This window comes from Streptomyces lanatus (assembly GCF_014655715.1).
GTDB classification, from domain to species: Bacteria; Actinomycetota; Actinomycetes; order Streptomycetales; family Streptomycetaceae; genus Streptomyces; species Streptomyces lanatus.
Genome location: NZ_BNBM01000004.1, coordinates 243,977 through 269,215 on the forward strand (window position 1 = coordinate 243,977; position 25,239 = coordinate 269,215).

General features: G+C 71.6%; 16 protein-coding genes. 9 read left to right on the plus strand and 7 right to left on the minus strand.

Going from position 1 to position 25,239, the window contains the following annotated elements:
• Positions 1–248: 248 nt before the first annotated feature.
• From IE325_RS13145 to IE325_RS13185, 9 genes are all read left to right on the plus strand, one after another.
• A complete protein-coding gene (locus IE325_RS13145; protein ID WP_434095388.1) occupies positions 249–7,727 on the plus strand; it encodes an SDR family NAD(P)-dependent oxidoreductase in 7,479 nt (2,492 codons plus the stop codon).
• 14 nt (positions 7,728–7,741) lie between these two features.
• On the plus strand, positions 7,742–10,648 hold the full coding sequence (locus tag IE325_RS13150) for an aldehyde dehydrogenase family protein (RefSeq protein WP_190070008.1): 2,907 nt from the start codon (positions 7,742–7,744) through the stop codon (positions 10,646–10,648).
• On the plus strand, positions 10,645–10,911 hold the full coding sequence (locus IE325_RS13155) for an acyl carrier protein (protein ID WP_190070009.1): 267 nt from the start codon (positions 10,645–10,647) through the stop codon (positions 10,909–10,911). Before IE325_RS13150 ends, IE325_RS13155 begins: the two co-directional genes overlap by 4 nt.
• Positions 10,904–12,694 carry a fatty acyl-AMP ligase gene (locus IE325_RS13160; RefSeq protein WP_190070010.1) on the plus strand — a complete coding sequence of 597 codons (1,791 nt, stop codon included), beginning with the start codon at positions 10,904–10,906 and terminating at the stop codon, positions 12,692–12,694. The genes IE325_RS13155 and IE325_RS13160 overlap by 8 nt, the downstream gene beginning before the upstream one ends.
• 44 nt (positions 12,695–12,738) lie before the next feature.
• Complete coding sequence (locus tag IE325_RS13165; protein ID WP_190070011.1) at positions 12,739–13,629, plus strand: GntR family transcriptional regulator; 891 nt, start codon at positions 12,739–12,741, stop codon at positions 13,627–13,629.
• Positions 13,630–13,752: 123 nt separating this feature from the next.
• Positions 13,753–16,383 carry an aconitate hydratase AcnA gene (gene acnA, locus IE325_RS13170; RefSeq protein ID WP_190070012.1) on the plus strand — a complete coding sequence of 877 codons (2,631 nt, stop codon included), beginning with the start codon at positions 13,753–13,755 and terminating at the stop codon, positions 16,381–16,383.
• A 158-nt stretch (positions 16,384–16,541) separates the two neighbouring features.
• Positions 16,542–17,060 (plus strand): SUKH-4 family immunity protein, encoded by a 519-nt coding sequence (locus IE325_RS13175; protein ID WP_190070013.1) that lies wholly within the window; start codon positions 16,542–16,544, stop codon positions 17,058–17,060.
• Between the two features lie 145 nt (positions 17,061–17,205).
• Positions 17,206–19,176, plus strand: coding sequence for a nucleic acid/nucleotide deaminase domain-containing protein (locus IE325_RS13180; RefSeq protein WP_190070014.1), 1,971 nt, complete (start codon positions 17,206–17,208; stop codon positions 19,174–19,176).
• 24 nt (positions 19,177–19,200) lie between these two features.
• Positions 19,201–20,091, plus strand: coding sequence for a PfkB family carbohydrate kinase (locus tag IE325_RS13185; protein ID WP_229911800.1), 891 nt, complete (start codon positions 19,201–19,203; stop codon positions 20,089–20,091).
• A gap of 93 nt (positions 20,092–20,184) precedes the next feature.
• On the opposite strand, the gene IE325_RS13190 is transcribed toward IE325_RS13185, so the two are convergent.
• From IE325_RS13190 to IE325_RS13220, 7 genes are all read right to left on the minus strand, one after another.
• The gene (locus IE325_RS13190) at positions 20,185–20,568 is read right to left on the minus strand and encodes an AQJ64_40280 family protein (RefSeq protein ID WP_190070015.1); all 384 of its coding nucleotides are present in this window, start codon (positions 20,566–20,568) and stop codon (positions 20,185–20,187) included.
• Positions 20,569–20,676: 108 nt separating this feature from the next.
• Complete coding sequence (locus tag IE325_RS13195; protein ID WP_190070016.1) at positions 20,677–21,189, minus strand: winged helix-turn-helix transcriptional regulator; 513 nt, start codon at positions 21,187–21,189, stop codon at positions 20,677–20,679.
• Positions 21,186–22,244: an LLM class flavin-dependent oxidoreductase gene (locus tag IE325_RS13200; protein WP_190070017.1), complete on the minus strand. Its 1,059-nt coding sequence runs from the start codon at positions 22,242–22,244 to the stop codon at positions 21,186–21,188. Before IE325_RS13200 ends, IE325_RS13195 begins: the two co-directional genes overlap by 4 nt.
• Complete coding sequence (locus tag IE325_RS13205) at positions 22,244–22,750, minus strand: SRPBCC family protein (protein ID WP_190070018.1); 507 nt, start codon at positions 22,748–22,750, stop codon at positions 22,244–22,246. The genes IE325_RS13200 and IE325_RS13205 overlap by 1 nt, the downstream gene beginning before the upstream one ends.
• 103 nt (positions 22,751–22,853) lie before the next feature.
• Complete coding sequence (locus IE325_RS13210; protein WP_190070019.1) at positions 22,854–23,114, minus strand: hypothetical protein; 261 nt, start codon at positions 23,112–23,114, stop codon at positions 22,854–22,856.
• 62 nt (positions 23,115–23,176) lie between these two features.
• Complete coding sequence (locus IE325_RS13215) at positions 23,177–24,184, minus strand: sugar kinase (RefSeq protein WP_190070020.1); 1,008 nt, start codon at positions 24,182–24,184, stop codon at positions 23,177–23,179.
• Between the two features lie 145 nt (positions 24,185–24,329).
• A complete protein-coding gene (locus IE325_RS13220; protein WP_190070021.1) occupies positions 24,330–25,226 on the minus strand; it encodes an SMP-30/gluconolactonase/LRE family protein in 897 nt (298 codons plus the stop codon).
• Positions 25,227–25,239: the final 13 nt, after the last annotated feature.

Genomic DNA, 25,239 nt, shown 5'->3' on the forward strand with positions numbered 1-25,239 from the left:
CTCAATGTGCCCAAATTGACGTCAATTTACACTTCGCCCTTTTGATCGCGCGTTCCTCCGTTATGGCGAAATGCCGTACGGAAGCGGCTGCTTGACCCCATTCGCCCTACCGTGATCAGTGTGCTCTCCGCTGTGTGTGCCCAGGCCCGGGCCCCTCTCGGCCACTTCCCCGACCCACCCGTCGCGGCCCGCCCCGGGACCATCCGCAAGCAGTGGCACACGTCATCGTTCTTCTTCAGGAGTGGGGTGTGGGGTTGACTGGGGATTCGTGCGCCGCGGACGCGTTCGCGATCGTCGGCCTGGGGTGCCGGCTGCCGGGCGGGATCACCGATCTGGCCGGGTTGTGGGAGGCGTTGGAGGCCGGGCGTGACCTGGTGGGCACGGTCCCGGAGGACCGGTTCGATGCGGGACGGTTCGTCGACACGGAGATGGCGCGGGCGGGGAAGTCGTACACCGCGCGCGGTGGGTTCCTGACGGACATCGCGGGGTTCGACGCGGACTACTTCGGTATCTCGCCGCGCGAGGCCGCGCAGATGGACCCGCAGCACCGGCTGCTGCTGGAGACGGCGGCCGAGGCGCTCGACGACGCCGGCATCGACCCCGCGACGCTCGCCGGCTCCGACACCTGTGTGTTCGTCGGCATCTCGGACTTCTCCTACGCGGGGCTGCAGATGTCCCGGGGCCGGTCCATGAACGCCTACTCGATGGCGGGCTTCGCCCACTCCATCGCGGCGAACCGGCTGTCGCACTTCTTCGATCTGCGCGGGCCGAGCATGGCCGTCGACACCGCGTGCTCCTCGTCGCTGGTGGCCGTCGAGCGCGCCTGCCGGGAACTCGCCTCGGGCGGCAGCCGGGTGGCGCTGGCGGGCGGGGTGAACGTGCTGCTGAACCCGGGAGGGTTCGTCGGGTTCAGTCAGGCGTCGATGCTGTCGCGGCGGGGGCGCTGCGCGGCGTTCTCGGCGAACGCCGACGGGTTCGTCAGGGCCGAGGGCGCGGGTGTGGTGGTGCTGAAGCCGCTGGGCGACGCGGTGGCGGACGGGGACCGCATCCACGGGGTGATCGCCGGCGCGGCGAGCAACTGCGACGGGCGCACCATGGGCCTGGCCCTGCCGAGCACCGAGGCACAGGAGGAGCTGCTGCGGCAGGTGTACGAGCGGGCGGGCATCGCGCCCGACGAGGTGGTGTACGTCGAGGCGCACGGCACCGGCACCCAGGCGGGCGATCCGGCCGAGTGCACGGCGCTGGGCCGGGCACTGGGCGCCGGGCGGACCGTGGGCCCGCTGCCCATCGGGTCGGTGAAGTCCAATGTCGGGCACCTGGAGCCCGCCTCGGGCATGGCGGGGCTGTTCAAGGCGCTGGCGGTGCTGCGGTACGGCACGATCCCCGCGTCGCTGCATCTGGAGCCGCTCAATCCCGGCATCGACTTCGCCGGACTGGGCCTGGAACCCGTCGACCGGGCCCGTCCGCTGGTGCCGGGCCAGGGACGGCGCTTCGTCGGTGTCAACTCCTTCGGGTTCGGCGGGGCGAACGCGCATGTGGTCGTCGGTGGGCCGCCTGAGGGATCTGAGAGGTCCGGCGTCGATGTGACGGGTGATCTGCCGGTGATCGCCTCTGGGCGTACGGCGCGGGCGGCCGAGGAGGCGGCGCGGCGGCTGGCGGTGCGGCTGACGGGGGCCTCGCCGGAGGAGTTCTACGCCATCGCGGCCACGGCCGGTGTCCGCCGGGCCCGGCATCGCCATCGCCGGGTGGCGTTGGCGTCGACGCCGGACGAGGCCGCGCGGATCCTGACCGGCGAGTGCGGGACGGGTGAGGCGGTCGAGCGCGGCCGGGTCGGGCTGGTCTTCTCGGGCAACGGCTCCCAGTGGGCGGGGATGGCCGCCGACCTCCTGGACGACCCGGTGTTCCGGGCAGAGGTGGAGGCGGTCGACGCCGCGCTGACGCCCCGGCTGGGCTGGTCGGTCACCGCCGCTCTGGGGCGGCCGGTGGACGAGTGGGGGCTCGAAGCCACCGAGGTCGCGCAGCCGCTGCTGTTCGCGGTGCAGGCGGGCGTCGTCGCGGTGCTGCGTGGGCGGGGCGTGACCTGGTCGGTCACGCTCGGGCACAGCGTCGGGGAGGTGGCCGCCGCGTATGCCGTCGGCGCGCTGACCCTGGAGGAGGCCGCGTGTGTCGTCGCCGAGCGCAGCCGGGCCCAGGCGGGCACGGCCGGGCGGGGCCGTATGGCCGCGGCGGGGCTGTCGCCGGACGAGGCGGAGCGGTTTCTGTCGGCATACCCGGGTCTGGTCGTCGCGGCCGTGAACTCCGCCCGGGATGTGACGATCGCCGGGCCGGTGAACCAACTCAAGTCGCTGGGCGACGAGTTGGCGAGCCGGGAGGTGTTCTTCCATCTCATGGATCTCGACTACGCCTTCCACAGTCCGGCCATGGAACGGGTCCGGGCTCCGCTGGCCATCGCCCTCGACGGGCTGGCTCCTGAAGGAGGCACGGAGGGGCTGATCTCGACCGTGACCGGCGGGCCGGTGCCCGAGTCCGGCCTGGACGCCGACTACTGGTGGCGCAACGTCCGCGAACCGGTCCGCTTCGCCGCCGCCGTCGAACACGCCCTGGACGCGGGCGTCGACATTCTGCTGGAGGTCGGCCCGCATCCCGTCCTGCGCACGTACCTGCGGCGGATCAGCGTCGGATCCGGTCCGGTGGCCGTACTGGCGACCCTGCGCCGTGACACGGCCGGTCCGGCCGCGCTGCGTCAGTCCGTGGAAGCACTGCTCGCAAGCGGAGCGGAGACGGACTGGACGCGCTGGTTCCCGCGCCCCGCCCCGCCGGCGGAACTCCCCGCGTACCCATGGCAGCGGGAGCGGCACTGGAGCGGTGCCCCGCACCATTGGGTCACCAGCAGCGGCTCAGGGCTGCTCGACCATCCGCTGCTGGGCGAACGGCTGCCGACCGCCGAGCCCGCCTGGCAGGGGCCGGTCGAACCCGCGCTGGTCCCCTGGCTGGCCGACCACAAGGTGGCGGGATCGGTGCTGTTCCCCGCCGTCGGCCATATCGAGATGGCCCTGGCCGCCGGGCGGCGGGTGCTGGACGCGCCGGTGGAACTGGCCTGGCTGGAGGTGAAGCGCCCGCTGGTCATCCCCTGGAGCCGGGCCGGGGACGTCCGGATCCGGGTCGCGTACTCCCCCGACGACGGCATGGTGTCGATCGCCGCCACCGAGACCAACGAGGACGGCGTCGAGGCCGAGGACCCGCTGCCCCGCCCGCATGCCCGGTGCCGGGTCCGTGAGCTGCTCGGCCGCCCGCCCGCGCGGATCGACCTGGCCGAGGTGCGGGCCCGCTGCACCCGCCGGGGCGACTCCGATGCCCTGTACTCCGAGATGGCCGCCATCGGCCTGGCCTATGGACCCACCTTCCGGCAGCTCACGCGGGTGCATCTCGGCCCGGGGGAACTGCTGGGCGCCTACCGGCACACCACGGACGAGGCGGACACCGCGCAGTACGTTGCGCACCCCGCGCTGCTCGACAGCGCGCTCCAGGCGTGCGTGCCGCTGGCCGCCGTCCGGTCCGGCGGCGGACAGTTCTGGCTCCCGGCCTCGATCGGTGCCGTACGGGTGTGGCGGAGCCCGTCCCCGACGGGGATGCTGCACATCCTTGATCGCACGCGCGCGGCCACCGAACTCTGCTTCGACGCCGTCGTCACCGATCCGGACGGCAGCGTCACCGTCGAGCTGGACGGTATCCGGATGCGGCGGGTGCACGGCCTCGCCGACCGCACGCCCCGGCGATACCGGACGACGTTGCGCGCCGCGCCCCATCCTCATCTCCCGGCCGAGGCCTCGCCGCTGTGCGGAAATCACGAACTCGCGGAAGCCGTCGGGGGCGTTGTCGCAAGGGCGGAGGCCGACTCGCGCTCCGTACGCTTCACGGAGTTCGTGGCCCGACTCAAAGTGGTGACCGCTCATGCGGCGGCCGCCGCCTTCGCGGGCCTGCTGCCCCCGGACGTCACCGAGTTCACGCCGGCCGATCTGGTTCGGCACGGCATGCTCCCCGCACACGAACGGCCGGCGCGGGCCCTGCTGGGGCTGATGTCCCGGCAGGGCCTGGCGGCCGTCGGCGAGGACGGGCGGTGGCGGCTGACCGGCGCCGCCGACCCGGCCCCGCTGCTGTCCCGGCTGCCACTCGACTTCCCGGCCTGCGTAGCCGAAGTTCAGCTGGTAGTACGGCAGTTGGCGCGTCTGCCGCAGGTGCTGCGCGGCGAACAGGACGCGCTGCATCTGCTCACCGGGCAGGGCGCACAGGACGCCCTGGAGCAGATGTACGACGTGGCGCCGTCCTGCCGCACCTACAACCGGGGCGTCGCAGCCGTCGCGGCCGAGATCGTACGGCGCTGGCCGGCGGACCGGCCCCTGCGGATCCTGGAGATCGGCGCGGGCACGGGCGGCACGACCGCCGCACTGCTCCCGCTGCTGCCTCCGGAGCGCACGGTCTACGACTTCACCGATGTGTCCACGGCGTTCTTCGCCCGCGCCCAGCACCGGTTCGGGGACCACCCCTTCGTCGCCTACCGCACGTTCGATCTGAACACCGACCCCGCCGAGCAGGGCTTCGCGGACGGCACCTACGACCTGGTCGTCGCGGCCAACTCCCTGCACACGGCGGCCGATCTGGAGGCGGCCCTGCGCCGGGTGCGGGTGCTGCTCGCACCGGGGGGCCGTCTGCTGGCCCTGGAGATCCATGACCTGGACTATCTGCTGCCGTTCTTCGGCACCCTGGGCAGCTTCTGGGCCGCCGCCGACCCCCTGCGCACGGACTCGCCCACGCTGCGCCGGGACCAGTGGCAGGGTCTGCTGACCGCGTGCGGCTTCCGCGATGCCGTCTGCCTCGGTGAGGCCATCACGGACACCGGCGACGGCGCCTCGGTGCTGCTGGCCTCGACTCCCTCGCACGAGGTCCCGCTGCCCGCACCGGCACGGCCCCGTGACGGCGTCCGTTGGGTCCTGGCCGTCGAGAGCGAGACCGAGACGCCCCTGGCCGAGCGCCTCGCCGTACTCCTGGACGACGGCGGAGAGCGGTCCGTGCCCGTGGCGACCGCGCCGACCGACCCGGCGTCCTGGGCCACGGCGCTCACCGGGGACGGCGATCCGGTCGTCGTCCTGGTACTGGGCGACTCCCCGACCGACCCCCGGGCCATGCTCGACCAGGCCGTGCGACGCGCCGCCACGCTGCGTGCCCTGGCCTCGGCGTGCCGGGACCTCCCGGAGGGTGTACGTCCGGCGCTGTGGCTGGTGACCCGGCCCAGCGGAGCGCTGCCCGCGCCCGAACGAGCCGACCGTCCGCAGGACGCCGCCGCCTGGGGCATGGCCCGCACCCTCGCCAACGAACATCCGGGACTGCGCATCACCCGCCTGTCGCTGGAACGCGCCGGTGACCCGGCCGCCGACGCGCACCGGCTGGCCCGTGAACTCCTGGAATCCGTCACGCCGTCCGGCGACGACGGGAGCACGGCGGTACGCGAGGACGAGATCGTGCTCACCTCCCACGGCCGCTTCGTGCCGCGTGAGATCGGATTCCCCTGCGACGAGCACTTCGAACCGAGGGGCGACGCGCCCTTCGCGCTGGAGATTCCGGCGTCCGGTCTGTCGTACGAACCGGTCTGGACACGGATCGAACCCCCCGTCCCCAAGGCCGGCGAGGTGGTGATCGAGGTGCGGGCGGCGGCGCTCAACTACCGCGACATCATGCTGGCGACCGGACTGCTGCCCCCGGAGGCGGCCGAGGGCATCAGCAGGGAGAACCGGCCCGGGTTGGAATGCGCGGGGATCGTCACGGCGGTCGGCGAGGGGGTCCAGGAGCCCGCCGTCGGGGACCGGGTGTGCGCGATCGCCGTGGGCTCTCTGGCCTCGCACACGGTGACCCCGGCGCCGACTGCCATGCGGATTCCCGACGGACTGGGATTCGCGGAGGCCGCGACCTTGCCGGTGGCGTTCGTGACGGTCCACTACGCGCTGCACGAGCTGGCGCGCCTCACGGCCGGCGAGACCGTTCTCGTGCATGGCGCCGCCGGGGGCGTGGGCCTCGCCGCCGTCCGGTACGCCCAGTTGGTGGGCGCCAACGTCATCGCCACCGCGGGCAGCCCGGCCAAGCGGGACCTGCTGCGGGCGCTGGGCGTCGACCACGTGCTGGACTCCCGCACCCTCGAATTCGCCGACCAGGCACTGCGGATCACCGAGGGACGCGGCGTCGATGTCGTCGTCAACTCGCTGGCCGGGCAGGCCATCGACCGGGGTCTGGAGATCCTGCGGCCCGGTGGCCGGTTCATCGAACTCGGCAAGCGTGACATGTACGCCAACAAGCCGCTGCCGATGCGCCCGTTCAGCCGCAACATCGCCTTCTTCGGTGCCGATATCACCGCCCTGCTGTTCGACGAGGCCGGAATGGAGCGGGGCCTGGGTCTGCTGGCCGAGATCTCCGAGCGCGTGGCGGACGGCCGGTACCGTCCGCTGCCGCACTCGGTGTATCCCGCCGCACGGGTCAAGGAGGCGTTCACGCTGCTCCAGCACTCGCGGCACATCGGCAAGGTCGTCGTGAGCCTCGAACCCGACGACGCGCCGGTCGCGGTCCGTACCCGGCCCGAGCCGCTCCGGCTCGATCCCGACGGCAGCTACCTGGTCACCGGCGGCCTGAGCGGCTTCGGCGCAGCGACCGCCCGCTGGCTCGCGGATCGCGGCGCCCGGCATCTGGCCCTGGTCTCACGGCGGGGCGCCGATGGACCCGAGGCGGCAGCCGTACTGTCCGACCTGGCCGATCGCGGCGTGACAGCGACGCCGTACGCCGCCGATGTCACCGACGCCGTGGCCATGGCCGAGACGATCGACCGGATCGACGCCACGGGGCACCGGCTCGCGGGTGTGGTGCACGCGGCGATGACCCTGGACGACGCCCCGCTCACCGAGCTCGACGACGAGCGGATCCGCGCGGTCCTGGCCCCCAAGCTGGCCGGGGCAGCGGTCCTCGACGCCCTGACCCGCGATCGCGAACTGGGGCTGTTCTGGCTCTACTCCTCCTTCACCGCGGTGATCGGCAACATCAAGCAGTCCGCCTACGTCGGCGGGAACCTGTTCCTCGACGCGCTGGCCCGGCGGCGGCACGGCACCGCACCGGCCCTGGCCGTCGGCTGGGGTGCGATCGGGGACTGCGGCCATGTCGCGCGCGAGGGGCTCGCGTCCGCGATGACAGCGCTGGGCGCCGAGCCGTCGAGGTCGCGCGAGTCGCTGGCCGCGCTGGAGACACTGGCGGCGTCCGGTGAGGCCGTCGCCGGGATCGGCCGGTTCGACTGGGCAAGGCTGCGTACGTTCCTGCCCACCGCGAGCATGCCGCGCTTCGAGGCGTTGCTGCCGGCGGAGGGCGAACTCGGCGGGCACAACCGCCAGGACCTCCTGGCCACGTTGGCGGGGCTCGGCCAGGACGAGGCGCTGGAGGCCGTCAACAACGCGCTGGCCGAGCTGCTGGCCCGCATCCTCCAGACCGATGTCGCCCGCATCGATCCGAGGACACCGATCCAGGACTACGGCGTCGACTCCCTGATGGCCGCCGAACTCCTCACCACGCTGCGCCGGCGCCTCGACGTCGAGATCCCGCCGATGGAGCTCCTCCAGGGCGGCATCACCCTGACCGACCTGTCCCGCCATGTGCTGCTGCGCCTCGGCATGCGCGGCACCGACACCGCCAACGCCTGAAGGGGAGGCTCCTCATGGTGACCTGTCAGGAACCCGGCGGCCCGGCGGTGGCCGCCGCCGGAGGCCCGCTCGACTTCGGCCCCCTCATCGGCGGCACCACCGTCCCCGGCCCGGTCGAGTGGGTGCACGCGATGCGCGCGAGCGCCCTGATCGACGATCCCATCGGCGCCACCTGCTACCGCAACGCCTTGAACGCGGGACGCATGGGGCCCGAGGTCCATCCGGAGGCGATCCTGGGGCGCTGCGCCCTGGCAGGCCCCGACCATATGCAGGCCGCGCTGCGCACCGCCCGGCAGGCGGCGGACGAGTGGGGCGGCGCCTCCACGGCCCAGCGAGCCGGACTCGCCGAGGCGTTCCGCGCCCGGCTGCGGGACCACGCCGACGCGTTGACCGGGCTGTTGGTCGAGGAGGGGCATCCCGTCCGGCTGGCCCGGATGGAGGTCGCCAACCTGCTGACCTTCTTCGGTCCGGAGACCACCGACTGGTGTCTGCGGCAGCTGGAGACACGGCACACCGTCGACGGCCGGACGGTGTCGCTGCGCCGGGTGCCGGACGGTGTGGTGTGCGTACAGCCGCCGCAGAACACCCCGGCGCTGAGTGTCGGCGCCGCCTTCCAGGCCGTACTGGTCGGAAACGCGCTGGTGGTGCGGCTGTCCCGGCACGCCCCGATCGCCGCCATGTATCTGCTGGAGCGGGTCGCCGTGCCCGCGCTCGACGAGGCCGGTGCTCCGCCCGGCGTCCTGTCGGCGCTGTGCACCGACCCCACGCTGGCGTTGGACACCTGGCTGGAGAGCCCGCTGGTGGACGACGTGCTGTACTTCGGCGACTCGATCCGCGGGGAGCATCTGGAGAAGGCGTGTCTCGCGGCGGGCAAGAAGCCGATCCTGGAACTCGGCGGCAACGACATGGTCGTGGTGTGGCGGGACGCGCCCCTGGACCAGGCCGTCGAGGCGCTCCTTGAGTCGTACCACGGCAGCGGCCAGATCTGCTGTGCGCCCAACATCGCCCTCGTCCACCCCGAGATCGCCGACCGGCTCACCGACCTGCTGACCGAGCGGGTGCGGGCGCTGCGGCCCGGCTTCCCCGACGACCCGGAGGTGGTGCTGGCGGCGACGCCCAACACCGCCGGGTACGACGCCACGCTCGCCGACGCGCGGCGGGCGGGGGCACGGGTCCTGACGGGCGGGCGTCATCTGGACGTCGGCGGCCGGGAGAGCGATGTCGCCGTGTTCGCGGAGCCGGCGCTGGTCCGGGCCGACGGGCTCTCCTTCGCCGGGCGGCTGCGGTCGGTGCGGTACGAGACGTTCTTCCCGCTGCTGACCCTGGCGGTCCCCCGCCCCGCCTCCGACGACGAACTCCTCGCCGAGATGCTGTCGTTCGTGTCCTCCGGCACCTACGGCCTGCGCAACTCCCTGTGGACACGCAGCCCGGAGATCATCGAACGTTTCGTGCGCGACGTCCGTTCCTGCGGCCAGCTGCGGGTGAACGACTCCCACCTCGCGGGAGTGCCGTACCTCTCCAACCACGGTGGCCCGGGCCTGAGCGGTGACCGCTTCGCGGAGCTCAACTACCCGATGCTGCGCACCAGTCGCCTCCAGGGCGTCTCCGTCGCCGACGACACCCCACCGGCGGTCACCGATCCAGGACCGTACGTCCCGGCGCAGACGAGGCCGAGGGTCGAGGCGGCCCGCGACTACCCGCCCGGCTGGCCACCCGATCCACTGCCCGGAGGCCTGCCCGCCCCGTTCACCGAGGCGTTCCAGCACGACCCCTACCCCACCCTGCACTGGCTGCGCGAGCACCGCCCCGTCAGCCGTGTGGTCAGCCCGGACGGTCCCGGCTGGCTGCTGACCCGCTACGACGACGTCCGCAAGGCCCACACCGACCCCCGGGTGACCTGCGACAGCAAACGCATCCCGGCGGGGATGATGTGGCTGCGGCACTGGCCGACCGAGCTGCGGGAGCGGCTGTTCGTGCATCTGCTGGACAGTGACGATCCACGCCATGGCGAACTGCGCCGGATCATGCAGCCGTTCTTCACTCCGGCCCGGCAGGAGGAGTGGCGCTCCCGGGTGCAGCGGCTGGTCGACAACCGGATCGACCAGATCGTGGACCGCGGGCACGGCGACCTGATGACGGCGGTCGCCTATCCGCTCGGCGGCAACGTCCTGTTCTCCGTCCTCGGCGCCACCCCACCGCAGATGAACCATCTGCGGGCGATGATCTGGCGCACCGCCGAGTGGAACAACGACGTGCCGTACGTCGCCGCGCTCGCCCACGAGGTCGACGGGTTCGTGCGCGGGGCCGTCGCCCAGAAACGCCGTTCCCCCGGCGACGATCTGATCTCGCTGCTCGTGCGGGCCCGGGACGAGGAAGGGCTCCTGGGTGAGGACGAGTTGCACGGGCTGGTCATGATGATGCTGGTGGCGGGCCAGGACCCGAGCATCAACAGCGTCGGCAACAGCCTGCACGCCCTGCTCACCCACCCCGACCAGCTGACGGCGCTGCGCGACGACCCGTCCCTGCTCGGCACCGGCCTCGGCGAACTGCTGCGCCACGAGAGCCCTCTGCCCTTCACGAGCTGGCGGGGCACGCTGGAACCCGTCGAGTTCGGCGAGGTGACCGTGCCCGCGGACGAGTCCCTGTTCCTGTGCATCGGCGCCGCCAACCGGGACCCGGCGCGGTTCCCCGATCCCGACCGGCTCGACCTGCGCCGACCGACCCCGGGGCATCTCACCTTCGGCCATGGCGCCCACTACTGCCTGGGCGCCCACATCGGCCGGATGACGGCCGAGGCTGCCGTCACCACCGTCCTGCGCCGACTGCCCGGACTGCGGCTCGACGGTACGCCGCGGTGGCGGCCCAGCATGTTCGAACGCGGGCTCAGCTGTCTGCCTGTGGCGTGGGAGGGGGCGCGGTGAAGCGGGACGAGATCCTCGCCGAACTGAAGGCGATGCTGGCCGAGTTCGGCGACATCGCCCCGGAACAGGTCGATGAACAGACGTCGTTCGTCGCGGACCTGGGGTTGGACTCTCTGGTCCTGGTGCGGATGACCGTCGTAGCGGAGGAGCGGTTCGGGGTGCGTATCCCCGACGAGGTCGCCTGGGAGCTGCACACGGTCGGCTCCGTGGTCACCTACGTCGAGGACACCCTGGTGGGACGGATCGGAGCCGGTGGTGAGTGAACTCGTCCGGTTCCTGCGCGAGAAGGTGTGGCTCCTCGGGAACACCCGCTGGTACGCCCGCGTGGACAGTGTCCGGGGCGAGCTCGTCGAGGTGGAGCGGCTGGGCTACGAGCAGCTCGACGCGCGGGCCCGCGCGGTGGGCGCCTTGCTGGCCGACCGTACGGCGCCCGGCGCGCACGTCATGCTGATGTATCCATCGGGCCTGGAGTTCTTCGCGGTCTTCCTGGGCTGCCTGTACGCCGGCCGGGTCGCCGTTCCCGCTCCGCTGCCGGACACCGACCGGCGGGCACTGCGGCGCGCCGAGGGCATCATCCGCGACGCCGGCATCGGCCTGATCCTCAGCGACGCCTCGCGCAGGCCCGCGCTCAGCGAGTGGCTGGCCGGTGCGGAGCCTGAGCGCCAGGTCGAATGCGTGGCGACGGACAAGGACGTACCGCCGGCGCCGGACGACTGGTCACCGGTCTCACAGGACCTTTCGGCGACCGCGTACATCCAGTACACGTCGGGATCGACCAGCGAGCCGCGCGGTGTCGTCATCAGCCACCGCAATCTGCTGCACAACCTGCTGTCGATCAGGGAGAGGCTGGTCCCAGACGAGGTCCTGGACGAACTGCGCCACGACCCGGCCCCGACGGGTGCCGGATGGCTGCCGCACTACCACGACATGGGCCTGGTCGGGATGCTGCTCAGCCCGCTCGCCAGCTACGGCAATCTCGTCTTCTGCTCGCCGGTGGCCTTCATCGCCCACCCCGAGCTGTGGCTCCGGATGATCAGCCGGTACCGGGCCTTCTACACCTTCGCCCCGAATTTCGGCTACGACTGGCTGCTGAGAAGCCTGAAGGGCACCCAGCTCACCGACCTGGACCCGGAGCTGGACCTGGACTGTCTGCGGTACGCGCTGAGCGGCGGCGAGCCTGTCCGGGCGGACGTCCTCGGCGCGGTCGCCCGCCGGTTGGCCCCGGTCGGCTTCCGCACGGACATCTGGGCCCCCGGTTACGGCCTCGCCGAGGCCACACTCCTGGTCACCGGCACCCGCTGCGGCCAGGGGCCGACCGTGGGGCGCTTCGACCGGGACGCGCTGGAGGCCGGTCAGGCGCTGCCCGCCCCGGACGGCGTCGAGCTCGTCGCCAGCGGCCGGCCCTCCGGCGTGGACGTCCGGATCGTCGACCCGGTCACCTCACACCCCGTCAAGGACGGGCAGGTCGGCGAGATCTGGGTGCGCGGCGACAGCGTCGCCCTGGGCTATCTCGGCAATCCCCGAGCCACCGCCGAGCACTTCGCGGCCACCACCGCCGACGGCGAGGGCCCGTATCTGCGCACCGGGGACCTCGGCTTCTTCCAGGAGGACGAGCTGTATGTGACGGGCCGCGCCAAGGACCTGATCATCGTCAACGGCCGCAACATCCACCCCCAGGACATCGAACGCGTCGGTGAGACGGCCGACCCGGCCACCGGTCCGAGCGCCGCCTTCGCGCTGCCCGACAGCTCCGGTCGCGAACACATCGTGCTGGTCCAGGAGATCCGTCCACGCCAACTCGACGGTCGCAGCGCCGCGACCCTCGCCGGTCTCATCAGGGAGCGCGTGGCCCGGGACCTGCGGCTCGCCGTGCGGGTCGTCATCGTCGGGCCGATGAGCGTGCCCCGCACCACCAGCGGCAAGATCCAGCGGTCACGGGCCCGGGAGGAACTCCGGGCGTCCCGCCTGGGCGCGCTGCACTCCGATCTCGTCGCTTCCGACTCTTGTATCGAACCGAGGCAAGATACAGTTCGGAGGGACGCATAGGGGGCGAGGCTCCGCCGCCCCACGACCGGAAGAGCGCAGGACCGATGCCGAGGCCCAACCTGACCACCTCCCTGGCCACGCGGCTGGTGGACCTGATGCGTCGCGGCGGCCTCGCGGAGGGCGCCCACATCACCGAGCAGTGGGCGGCCGACGAACTGGACGTCTCCCGCACCCCGGTGCGCAAGGCGATGCTGTTCCTCACCGAGGTCGGCATCCTGGAACGGGTCCCCCAGCGCGGCTTCTTCCTCACCCGCGACGCGAGCACCCTCGGCCGACCCGATGCAGGCCTGGCCGAGGACGTGGAGGAGTCGGCGTACTTCCAGATCGCGGACGACCATGTCGGCGGCCGCTTCACCGGGTCGTTCACGGCGGCCGACATCGCCCGCCGCTACCGGCTGACGCCCCGCCAGGCCGACCGGGTGCTCTCCCGGATGGAGGCCGAGGATCTGCTGCGGCGCAGGACGGGCGGCCGGGGCTGGGAGTTCCAGCACGTCATGGCGACCGTGGCGGCGCATGACCAGAGCTACCGCTTCCGGATGATCGTCGAGCCGGCCGCGCTGCTGGAGCCCGGGTTCACCGTGGACGCCGCCGCCTTCGCCCTGCACCGGCGGCAACAGAAGGAGCTGCTGCGCGGGGACATCCTGCTGCTGCCGCGGGCCGAGCTGTTCCAGGTCAACGCCTCGTTCCACGAGATGCTGGCCGGCTGCTCAGGCAACCAGTTCCTGCTCGACGCCGTACGCCGCCAGAACCGGCTGCGCCGTCTCATCGAGTACCGCCACCAGCTCGACCGCTCCCGACTCGCCGACCAGGCCCGCGAGCATCTGCGGCTCCTGGACCTGGTGGAACGCGGGGACATGGAGGAGGCGTCCACCTTCCTCGGCAGGCATCTGGACAACGTGCGGTCGATCAAGACGGGTGCCCGGGCGAGGGACTGAACCACTTCGGGCATCCCACTCGCCCTCTTCACGCACGCCCCGATCGATTGTATTAATGAGCGGTATAGAACAATCCAGCTCGGATACCGCCACCGCCGGGCGCTCCTACGACCGCAGGGGATCATGAACACCGATCGCACCGCCGTGCTCACCGTGGAGGACCGCGCCTACCGCTACCTGCCCCTGGGCCGGGTCCTGCCGACCGCGGAGCTGGACTCGCTGCCGTACGCGATCCGGGTGCTGCTGGAGAATGTCGCCCGGCGGGCACCGGAGTCGCTCGCCGATCTGGTGGCGCGGGCGCGGGCCGGGCGCGGTGGGTGCGAGGTGCCGGTGCATCCGAACCGGATCATGCTGCATGACACGACCTGTCTGCCGGCCCTGGCGGACTTCGCGGCCATGCGGGACAGCGTCGCCGAGCTGGGCGGGGCTCCTGGGCGGCTCCAGCCGTCGATCCCGGTGGACCTGACCGTCGACCATTCGGTGATCGTCGAGGAGTACGGCCGTCCGGACGCCGTCGAGCGCAATCTGCTGATCGACTTCCGCCGCAACGGCGAACGGTACGAGATGGTGAAGTGGGCCGAGCGCAGCCTGCGCGGCTTCCGTGTCGTGCCGCCCGGCACCGGCATCATCCACCAGGTCAACATGGAGGTGCTGGCCCGGGTGGTGTGGACGACCGAGGCCGAGGACGCGGGTCCGCCCTGGCTGCACCCGGACGTCCTCGTCGCCACCGACAGCCACACCCCGATGATCAACGCCCTGGGCGTCGTCGGCTGGGGCGTCGGTGGGCTCGAAGGACAGGCCGCCATGCTCGGCGAACCGGTCACCATCCCCTACCCGGAGGTGGTCGGCGTCCGCCTCACGGGCCGGCTCCGCCAGGGCGTCGGCGCCACCGACCTCGCGCTCACCCTGACCGAACTGCTGCGCGCCACGGGCGTGGTGGACAAGTTCGTCGAGTTCTGCGGCGACGGCGTCACGACACTGGGCTGGGCGGAACGCGCCGCGGTCTCCAACATGGCACCGGAGTACGGGGCGACCTGTGTCTTCTTCCCGTACGACGACGAGACCGCCGCCTATCTACGCCTGACCGGCCGGGAGGAGGAGCATGTCCGCCTGGTCGACGCCTATCTCGCCGCCCAGGGCCTCAAGCGCACCGACGACCGTCCCGTCCCCCGCTACGACCAGCTGCTCGACCTCGACCTCGGCACGGTCGAGCCCAGCGTGGCCGGCCCCGACCTGCCGCATCAGCGGCTGCCGCTGTCCCGAGTACCGGCGTCCTACCGCGGGCCGCGGGTCCGTACGAGCACCGGGGCGGGCGACCTCGGCGAGCCGCAGCTGCCCGAGGGCCCGGTCGCCATCGCCGCCATCACCAGCTGCACCCACACCGCGAACCCGGCCCTCGTCGTCCAGGCGGGCCTGCTCGCCCAGCGGGCGGCGCGGTGGGGGCTGACGGCCAGACCGTGGGTCAAGACCTCGCTCTCGCCCGGTTCACGGGTCGTCGACGCCTACCTGCGCGCGTCGGGACTCCTCCCCGCCCTTGAGCAGACCGGCTTCCACATCGTCGGCTTCGGCTGCATGACCTGCATCGGCAACTCCGGCCCCCTGCATCCCGAGTTGGAGCGCCTCGCGCAGGACGGTGCCGTGGAGCCGGTGGCCGTCCTGTCCGGCAACCGCAACTTCGCCGGCCGGGTCAACCCTCGTATCTCGCAGTCCTACCTCGCCTCCCCGCCGCTGGTCGTCGCCTACGCGCTCGCCGGGTCGGTCCTGCACGACTTCGACCACGAAGCGATCGGCACCGACCCCGAGGGCCGCCCGGTCCTGCTCAAGGACCTGTGGCCCTCGGACGAGGAAGTCGCCGATTACGTCGCGGAGTTCGTACGGCCGGAGATGTTCCGCGCCAACGCCGCACGCATCCGGCGGGGCACCCGCGCCTGGCGGGAGATCGAGGCACCCGGCGGCACCCACTTCCGCTGGGCCCCCGAGTCGACATACATCCGCCGTCCCCCACACCTGACCCACCTGTCCACCCGACCGCCAGCAGCACTGAAGATCGACCGCGCCAAGGTCCTCCTCCGACTCGGCGACGATGTCACCACCGACCACATCTCCCCCGCCGGTTCCATCCCCGCCGACAGCGCGGCCGGGCGGTGGCTCACCGAGCGCGGGGTCGCCCGCCGCGACCTCAACCAGTACTCCACGCGCCGCAGCAACCACGAGGTCATGCTGCGCGGCGCGTTCACCAACCCGGCGGTGAGAAACCTGCTGCTGACAGGCCGTACGGCCCCCGCCGGCCACGCATACACGGCCGACGGCAGCGACGTCCTCCCCGTCCACCTGGCGGCCCCCACGTATCGGGACGCGGGCTACGACCTGGTCGTCGTCGCCGGCCGCAACTACGGGGCGGGCTCCAGCCGGGACTGGGCGGCCAAGGCGCAGGCGCTGCTGGGGGTGAGGGCGGTCATCGCGGAGTCGTACGAGCGGATTCACCGCAGCAATCTGATCGGCATGGGTGTCTTGCCGCTGGAGTTCGCCGAGGGTGACCATGCCTCGTCCTGCCACTTCACCGCCGACATGGAGCTGTCCTTCGAGGGACTCGACCCACTCAGGGTGGGCACCAATCGCGTCGTGCTTCAGCTGCGGGGAGCAGAGGGGGGCCGTGCGTCGGTGGATGTGTGGTTGAGGGTGTTCTCACGGCAGGAGTTGGCCTATTTGCGGCATGGTGGGGTTCTGCCGTATGTGGTCCGCCGTGCGTTGTGAGCGACGAGCCGTACGAGGCCTGTCCGGCATGTGTGTGAAACGGTGGCGTTCGGTGGAACTTTCGCGGCCGTCAGGGGGAGCGCACCGCCCGTATGGGGAATGCACGGTTGTGTGAGCAGCAACTGCCGAGCCGCCGGCGTGTGGGGGAGCCGAACACGATGAATGACATTCGGCATGAGGAGATCCGCCGGCTGTGGGCCGACGGTCTCGCGCGGACGGCCCTCGCCGGTAAGTCGCCGCAGGCTCCTGTCCCTGAGTCGACGTGGCGTCTGCTGACGGACATCGGGCTGCCGGCCGAGTGTCCGCTGGATGTGACGCTGTACCGGGACGAGCGGCTTCTGCTGCCCGTGTCGTCCGGAGCGGGGGCCTCGTATCTGACGGTGGGCGACGACTTCGGCACCACGCTGGGACTGACGCCGGGGTCGGGCGAGTTGTGGTCGTTCCAGACCGACGACGACTCGCCTCCACGCTTCGTCAATGCGAGTCTCGACGCCTTCGTCCTCTTCCTGGGACTCTACGAAAGCACGGGGAACCTCGCGGCACTGAGCGACCGGAAGCGTGCGGCGGCGGTGGCGGAACTCGGCCGTGAGCTGGCCACTTACGACGCCGCCGCACTGGACGACACCGAGTCCTGGTGGAGCGTCATCCTTGAGCAGCGCGCGCAGGGGTTGCTGTGACCGGTCCCGCGTAGTCCACGCATAGTTCAAGCGACAAGACAAACCAATACGGGGGTACCACGTCGTGCGTCGGCATAGATCGCAGAAGTCACCACGCGTACACAGCACCGCGTTACGAACCCTGTTCCGGCGCACCGTCGCGCTCGTGGCCGGAACCGTCCTGCTCGCCGGAGGCGTGGCCGTCACGCCTGGTGCGGCCGCCGTCGGCGGGCAGGTGCACCAGCAGGTGCGGTCCGATACGACACCGGCCGAGCCCAACGAGATCCGCTGGCTCAGCACCGACCTGGCCCGCTTCGCATGGCTGTACCGGAAGTCGCACAAAATCTCCGCCGGCCGCAATGTCGCCGTCTTCGAGTACATCGACAACGACGGCAACCTGCAGATGAAGGCCATGGCGAGCGGGGAGTCGGAGAACAACGGCGGCCACTCCGAACGCAACCTCATCGCATGGCTGAAGAAACAGGGCATCCCCCTGGACAATGTCCGGCGCGTCTACAGCGACCTGGAGCCGTGCGAAATACCCGGCGGTTACTGCAAGAAGGCGATCGCGACCCAGCTCAAGAACGTCCGGGAAGTCACCTACGCCATTGGCTACTCCGGGGACAAGGCGTCGCGGGCGGAAGCCATCAAGAAGATGAAGCGGCTCATTCGACAGACGATGAGCTTCGAACGCAAACTGCGGCAGACGTTCAAGGGAGCCAAGAAGGGGGGCTGCGTCGATCCGGCGCTCTTCCCCCGACACGGCGACAGCTCACTGGGATCCGGCAGACATATCGCCCTGGCCGCACAGGCAGCGGCGGCGGACCCGTGCGAAGACGCTGAGGACAGCAAGGCGCCGCCGAGCGGTCTCGCGCAGCGGCTGTCCGATCCCGGCGGAATCGACTTCTCCAGGCTGGAGTTGCGTTACCTGTCCGACGTCGGCTCAGGCGGAGGACTCAAGTACGCCTTCCAGGCCCCTGCCACCGCCGACGGGGATCAGAACTCCGACACGGGGCTCACCAACACCCAGGAAGCCTCCGACGCGTTCTTCACCTGGCTGGAGCTGAGGCCGTCGACCTTCTGGGTCAACCTCAATCCCAATGAGCCCGACCGCATCATCGACCCCGATCTCGGCCGCACGGACGCCGGGCGTGTGATGCTGCAGGCCGACCTGACCCTGAAGAAGACGACCGGCCGGCTGATCCACCCCGACTCGGAACTCGGGGCACGCTTCTGGAAGCAGCTCTCCGGCGAATGCATTTCGTTCCGCACCTGGATCGTGCCGTCGCCGGCCACGGTCTATACCGAGGGGAACGAGCTGTACATCCTGAAGGCGCCGCTGAACGTCCAGATGGAGACGCAGTACCTGAAGGTCCGCGGCGAGAAATCCGCCGTGTCCTGCGCCAAACAGCCCGAGTCCGTGCAGGCGCACAATGAGGAGCTGTTCCGCAGCCTGATCCTCCCCAAGGTGGTCGAAGCGGTCAACACCGCTCCTGAATACGCCGACCTGCGACGGGTCTATCTGAGCCGGGTCGCAGCGGAGTGGTATCGCAAACTGAGCGAGCGCGAGAGCACCACCTACGCGGAGATGATCGACAACGGCGACATCAGCGCCTACACCACGCAGCACGACTGGAAGCCCGTCGACACCTTCAATCAGTACGTCGACTCCTACAAGAAGGGCGAATTCAAGGTCACCCACCGGACACGCAAAGGCGACTACGTCTACACCAACACCTATATCTACGGCGGAGTGGATCTCACCAACATCCCCTTCACCTCACTGACCCCGGCCCAGCTAGACGCAACGGCTCCTGACCTGACCCGGAACATCAGCCGCTCGCTTTCCACGCCGATGACCGATGCCGCACATGATCAGGTCTGGCTGGGCGGAGAGGCGGTGACGAAACGCGACGCCGGTACATCCGATTCCGGCGGTGCGGCGGACACCCAGGCCACACCGATAAAGTCGGGCACCGGAGACGGCGGCACACAGTGGTGGTTCTTCCTCCTTCTGACCGCGCTGGCTGTGGTGACGGGATCCGCGTTCCTCAGGCAAAGGCGTCGGCGTACCACAAGCCCCCGACAACAAGTCAGCCGACCAAGCCGGGGAGAGGACTTTCGCGATTACCTGTAGACGGGTCGAGAGGAGGCGCAGCCGGTGGTGCGAGGAGCGGGGCGGCGGGCCGAGGGGCTGTTCGTCGGGCTGTGCACCCTGGACGTCATCCAGCTCGTCGATCACGTCCCGGGTCCCGACGAGAAGCTGACGGCGCATGAGCAGACCGTGGCGGCGGGCGGTCCCGCGGCGAACGCGGCCGTCACCTTCGCCCACCTGGGCGGCGCTGCCCGGCTGCTCACCGCCATCGGCTCCCATCCACTGGCCCTGGCGGTCACGGCGGACCTGGACCGGGCGGGCGTAAGCGTGACGGACCTCGCGCCGCACGCGACCGGCCCGCCCGCGGTGTCCTCCATCATGGTCACCGCCTCCACCGGTCAACGTGCCGTCGCCTCAACCAACGCCACCGCGCACCGGCTCGCGCCGCCCGACGATCTCGGTGCGCTGGTGGCGGCCTGCGACATCGTGCAGTTCGACGGCCACCACATGGAACTGGCCACGGCCACCGCCCAGGCGGCGCGCTCCGCCGGCCGCCTGACCGTCCTGGACGCCGGCAGTTGGAAGCCGGGGACGGAGATCCTGCTGGAGTGGATCGACGTCGCGGTGTGCTCCGCCGACTTCCGTCCGCCCGGCACCCGCACGGCCACCGACGTCCTGCGTCTCCTCCGGCGGCAGGGAGTGACCTGGGCGGCGGTCACCCAAGGCGGACGGCCGATCCTGTGGGCGGGCCCCGACAGCAACGGCACGGTCGAGGTGCCCAGCGTGCCGGTGGCGGACACGCTCGGCGCCGGCGACGTCCTGCACGGCGCCCTCACCCATCACCTGGCCACCCGACGGCAACCGACCTCGGAGGACTTCGTCCGTGCTCTGCGGGCGGCGTCCCTGGTGGCCGCACGGTCGTGCGGTTCCTTCGGCACCCGGGCCTGGATGCGCTGACGGGCGCAGGGGCGGGAGTTCGGGGACGGTGTCGGCGCTGTGGGAGCACTCGGACGTGTCGTCCGCCTGCCGTAGTCGAGAGAAGGCGGTGGATCAGGCGCGGGGTCCGGCACCCCACGCGTCACGAAGTGCCGCCTGCACGTCCTCCCCCAGAACGCCGTGCGTCGTCCCGCCCGGGAGGGTTGGCAGCGCCGCCCAGTGGGTCACCGTTTCGGCGCTGGGGCGGCCGTGGGGCAGACGGACGACTCCGTCGGAGTCGACGAAGCAGTCGGTGTGCTGCGTCCCGTCCTCGCTCCAGTGCAGAGTCGTGAAGGTCATCGGCCTGACCAGCCAGAACTCCTCACCCGACGCCGCGTCGAGGTCGGTGTCGCCGTCGGCCGGATAGCGGCCGGTGATGGCCGCGGCCACCGGTGTACCGCTGCTCGGCAGCCTCTCGCGTGCGTCGATCCATGTCACCGCGGTGTTCAGGTTCGTCATGTCCACCCTCGCTCAGGCCCTCGGCGAGTCGTCTTCCGGCTCCTGCCACCGGGCAAGACCGCGCGGCGCTCGCGAAGGTTGAGCGACCGGTACCAAAGCCGGTCGCGGCTACTCCGCTCGGTCCTCGGTGAAGCGGCGCCGTACGTCGGGGCGGGACTTGAGCCGTTCCGGATAGCCGGGGCCCAGGCGTGCGACGGTGTCGTCGGCATGCAGGGGCTCATGGCAGGCGGAGCAGATCACTTCCGCGTGGGCGTCGTGGCCGCAGGTCTCGTGATGCAGGGTGATCGGGGGTCCCTCGGGCCCGGCGAGCCAGCGGTCGCCCCAGTGCGCCATCGCGGCGAGGACGGGGAAGAGGTCCCGGCCCTGCTCCGTCAGCAGGTACTCGTGGCGGGGCGGCTCGCTCTCGTAGAGCCGCCGCTCCAGCAGCCCCGCCTCGACGAGGCGCCGCAGCCGGTCGGTGAGGGTGTTCCGGGCGATCCTCAACTCGCCCTGGAACTCGTCGAAGCGGCGGCTTCCGTAGTAGGCCTCGCGCAGGACCAGCGGGGTCCAGGCGTCGCCGACGATGTCCAGGGTCCGTGCGATGGAGCACGGCCAGTTCGCGAAGGAGGTGCGCGCGCTCACGGCCGTACTCCGACCTCGTGGACCAGCTCGATCGCCCGGCCCAGCGTGTCGAGGCGGGCCGTCAGGTCCTCCCCGGCGGGGTACAGGCGGACGGTGTCGACTCCGGCGTCGCGCCAGACGCGCAGCCGCTCCCGGACCATGTCCTCGGTGCCGATCAGGGTGGTCGCGAGCACCATCTCGTCGGTGATCTGCGCGGCCGCGCCGTCCCGGTCGCCGGCCTGCCAGCGCTGCCGTACCTCTGTGGCCACCTCCGCCCAGCCCTGTCTGCTGTAGGCGCGGTTGTAGAAGTTGGTGGAGGCCGAGCCCATGCCGCCGAGGCTGAAGGCCAGTTCCTTCTTGCGGCTGGCCACCATGGCCGCGAGCGCCTCCTCGTCGGGGGCGAAGGCGACTTCGGCGCCCTGGCAGATGTCGAGGTCGGCGCGGGCGCGCCCGCCGCGGGCCAGCCCCTCGTCCAGAGGCGCGAAGTAGGCGTCCGCCGCGCCCTCGGGCACGAAGCTGGTGCCGAGCCAGCCGTCGGCGACCTCGCCGGTGAGCCTGAGCATGGCCGGTGACAGGGCTGCCAGATACAGCGGCACGGGGTGTTCGGCGCGCATCGACAGCCTCATGGGTACGGCGTCCCCGCCGGGCAGGGGGATGCGGTACTCGTCGCCCGAGTGGTCGATCTTGCCGCCGCTGAGGACCTGCCGCACGATCTCCACCGTCTCACGGACGCGGGCCAGCGGTCGGGCGAAGGGCACGCCGTGCAGGCCCTCCATCACCTGGGGTCCCGAGGGTCCGAGGCCGAGCAGGAAGCGTCCCTGGGACAGGTTGGAGAGGGTGATCGCGGTCTGTGCGAGCGCGACCGGTGTGCGTGTCCCGACCTGCATGACGCCGGAGCCCAGCAGCATGCGTTCGGTGCGGGCGGCGTAGTAGCCGAGTGCGGAGGGCGCGTCGGAACCCCATGCCTCGGCCACCCAGCAGATGTCGAGGCCGAGCTTCTCCGCCTCGACGACGAAGTCCGCCTGCCGCCGCCAGGAGCCGAGATCGGACGCCTCGATCGTCGTCGCGGCCCTCATCACGCCTCCGCCAGCTTCTTGATGTGCCCCAGGGTGGCGGTCATGTTGCGCTCGAACTCACGCATCCGTACGAACACGATCTTCTGCTCCTTGTCCGGCATCGCGTCGATGGCGAAGGACAGCCCGGACCGGCCGGGTCCCATCTGCATCCACTCGGACAGCTCGGTTCCGCCGTCCTTGGGTGCGAGCCGGAAGCGCCAGACGGCGGAGGGGCGGGAGGCGTCCTCCACGGCCCAGGCCAGGACGCGTGGGTCCGCGCACTCGATGATGTGCGAGGTGGTCTCCCACTCGCCGAGGGACTGGTGCCGGCTCCGGCCTACGAATCGGGCGCCCACGGCCGGCCGGTCCGCGCCGTCGAGCCAGTGGACCGACTGGAGTTCGTCGCTCATGGCCGGCATCAGTGTCACGTCGGCCACGATGTCCCACACCCGGCCCGGCGGGGCGTCGATCCACGCCCGCACCTCGACCGTGGGCATGTCCGCGTAGCGTGCGCCCGTCCACTCCACCCCGCACCAACCCCTTCCCCGCCGAGCGTCTGTGACCTTCAGAGTTGCGTAACGAGACTTACCGAGTCAAGAGAAGGTACGACACCGCCGGTCCCGCACCGCCTCAGACCGCCTTCTTCACCTGCTCCTCGACCTCACTGCGTGTCTCGCCCCGCTCCCTGGCGTACTCGGCGAGCGCCATCTGGACCTCCCTGGCCAGGTCCCGCCAGGCACGCAGTGCGGTGTTGTACGTCTCGGTCTGCCGCGGGCTCCAGCCGCCCTGCTGCGTCGGCGGCCCGTACATGTCCCGCAGTTCCTCGACGCGGCTGTGCGCCTGCTCGGCCGCGCGTTCCTTGGCCACGAGCTCTTGAAAGATAGTCGTCACACGAATGGAGCATAGGCGGGCAAAACGCCGATCGCGCGTCGAGCCTCCTTGAGCGAGGTCGCTCAGGCCTGCGGCACCACCACCGCGCGCTCCGCCCACTCCCGCGTCGACAGGGCGAGCAGTGCCTCCATCTCCCGCGGTTCGGGCAACGGGCCGTGGTCCCCCGTCACCCGCAACGCGGATGCGGCGGTGATGTGGCCCAGGCGCAAGGCACCGGCCAGGGTCGCGCCCCGCATCAGGCCCGCGAGGAACCCGGCCGCGAAGGCGTCCCCGGCGCCGACCGCCTCCACGACCGTCGTGCGTGGCGTCGGCACGGTGACGTCGCCCTCGTCGTCCGTGAACGCGGTCGCGACGTTCGGCCCGTCCTTGACGACGAGGATCCGCGGATGCGGGAGCCGTGCGCGCACCGCCTCCGGGGTCAGGTTCTCGCCCCACAGCGCCTGTGCCTCGTCCAGGCCGACGAACACGATGTCGGCGCGGTCGGCGAGCTCGCGCAGCACGGCCGGGGCGGAGGTCTCCGGCCAGAGGGCGGCACGGTGATTGACGTCGAAGCTCACCGCGTACGGGCGGCTGCCGGGCTCGGTCGTCAGGGCCCGTGTCACCAGTGCGCGGCAGGACTCGGACAGCGCCGGGGTGATGCCGGTCAGGTGCAGGAGCGCGGCGTCGCGGACGGGCGGGGCGTCGAGCAGCTCCGGGCCGAGAGCGGAGGCCGCCGAGCCACGCCGGTAGTAGTGCACCCGCGTGCCTGCCGGGCCCGGGTCCTTCACCAGCAGGCCGGTCGGCCGGTCCGGGTCGGTGCGCACATGCGACACGTCGACGCCGGCCGCCGCGACCGTCCCGCGGACCCGGCGTCCCAGCGGATCGTCACCGAGCGCCGAGACCCACACCACCGGGATGCCGTGGTCGGCCAGATACATGGCGACATTGGACTCGGCGCCCGCCACGGACAGCCGCAGTTCGGGCGCGGTCAGCAGCGGGCTCGGCGGGTCGGGGGCCAGGGCTGCCATGGTCTCGCCCAGGCAGACGACGGGGCCGGGGGTGGGGCGCCAGGGGGTGGGGGCGGCTGTCATGCCGGGGCTCCGGTGGGGAGGAGGGGCCGGGGGCCGCTGGGGGTGGGGGTGCCGGCCGTCAGGGGGCGCAGGACGGCACCGAACCGATCGCACACCCCGGCCCCCGACCTCACGAGGCGCCGTACAGAACCGCACGCCGCGCCCGTCATGCCGTATCCCCGCTGGTCGGGTGCGGCAGCCGCACGGCATCGAGTCTGCAGGCAGGCGTCGGTGTGCCCGGGACGTCCACGCGGGTGGTGAACAGGGCGCCGTCGTCATCGCCCGGTGCGGTCAGGCCCGTGCGGGCGGTCGTGATGTGCAGGACGTCGTGGGCGAGGCACACGCCGGCCGGTTGCCGGGCGGGCAGCCGCAGGGTGCGGTCGAGGGTGCCGCCGGGCAGATGGCGGCGTACCGTGCCGGTGCCCCAGACGGCGATCCACACGCCGCCCTCGATGTCGACGGCCATGCCGTCGGGGCTGCCTTCACTGATCGTGACGAACTCCTCGGGTGCGCCGAGGTCGGCTGTCACGGGGTCCACGGGATAGCGCCGTACGACACCCCGGGTGCTGTCCGCGAGGTACATGTGACCGCCGTCAGGGGTGAACGCGGGCCCGTTGGGCACCGTGATGCCGTCCAGCACCCGCACGACCGTGCCGTCCCGGTCGAGGCGGTACAGGGAACCGGCCCCCTCGTCGGCGTCGTACGCCATGCTGCCGGCCCAGAACCGGCCGAAGGGGTCGGCGACGGCGTCGTTCATGCGCATCCGGGTCGGGGCGTGTTCCTCCGGTCTGGCGAGCCAGTCGAGGGTGCCGTCGGGGTGGAGCAGGCCGATGCCGGTGCCGGCGGCCGCGATCCAGGTGCCTCGGTGCCCGGCCACGGGGGCCACGGCACCCAGGGGGACGGGGAGTTGGGCCAGGGTGCGCAGGGGTGCCGCCCCGTCGCGCGGTGCGGACAGGAGGCGGCCGGCGAGGATGTCGACGAGGACGACGTCGGTGCCGGTCCAGCGGATGCCCTCGCCCAGTTCTAGGCGGTCGGGGTGGGCGGGGCGCAGGTCGGCGGTCATCGTGTCGCCGCCT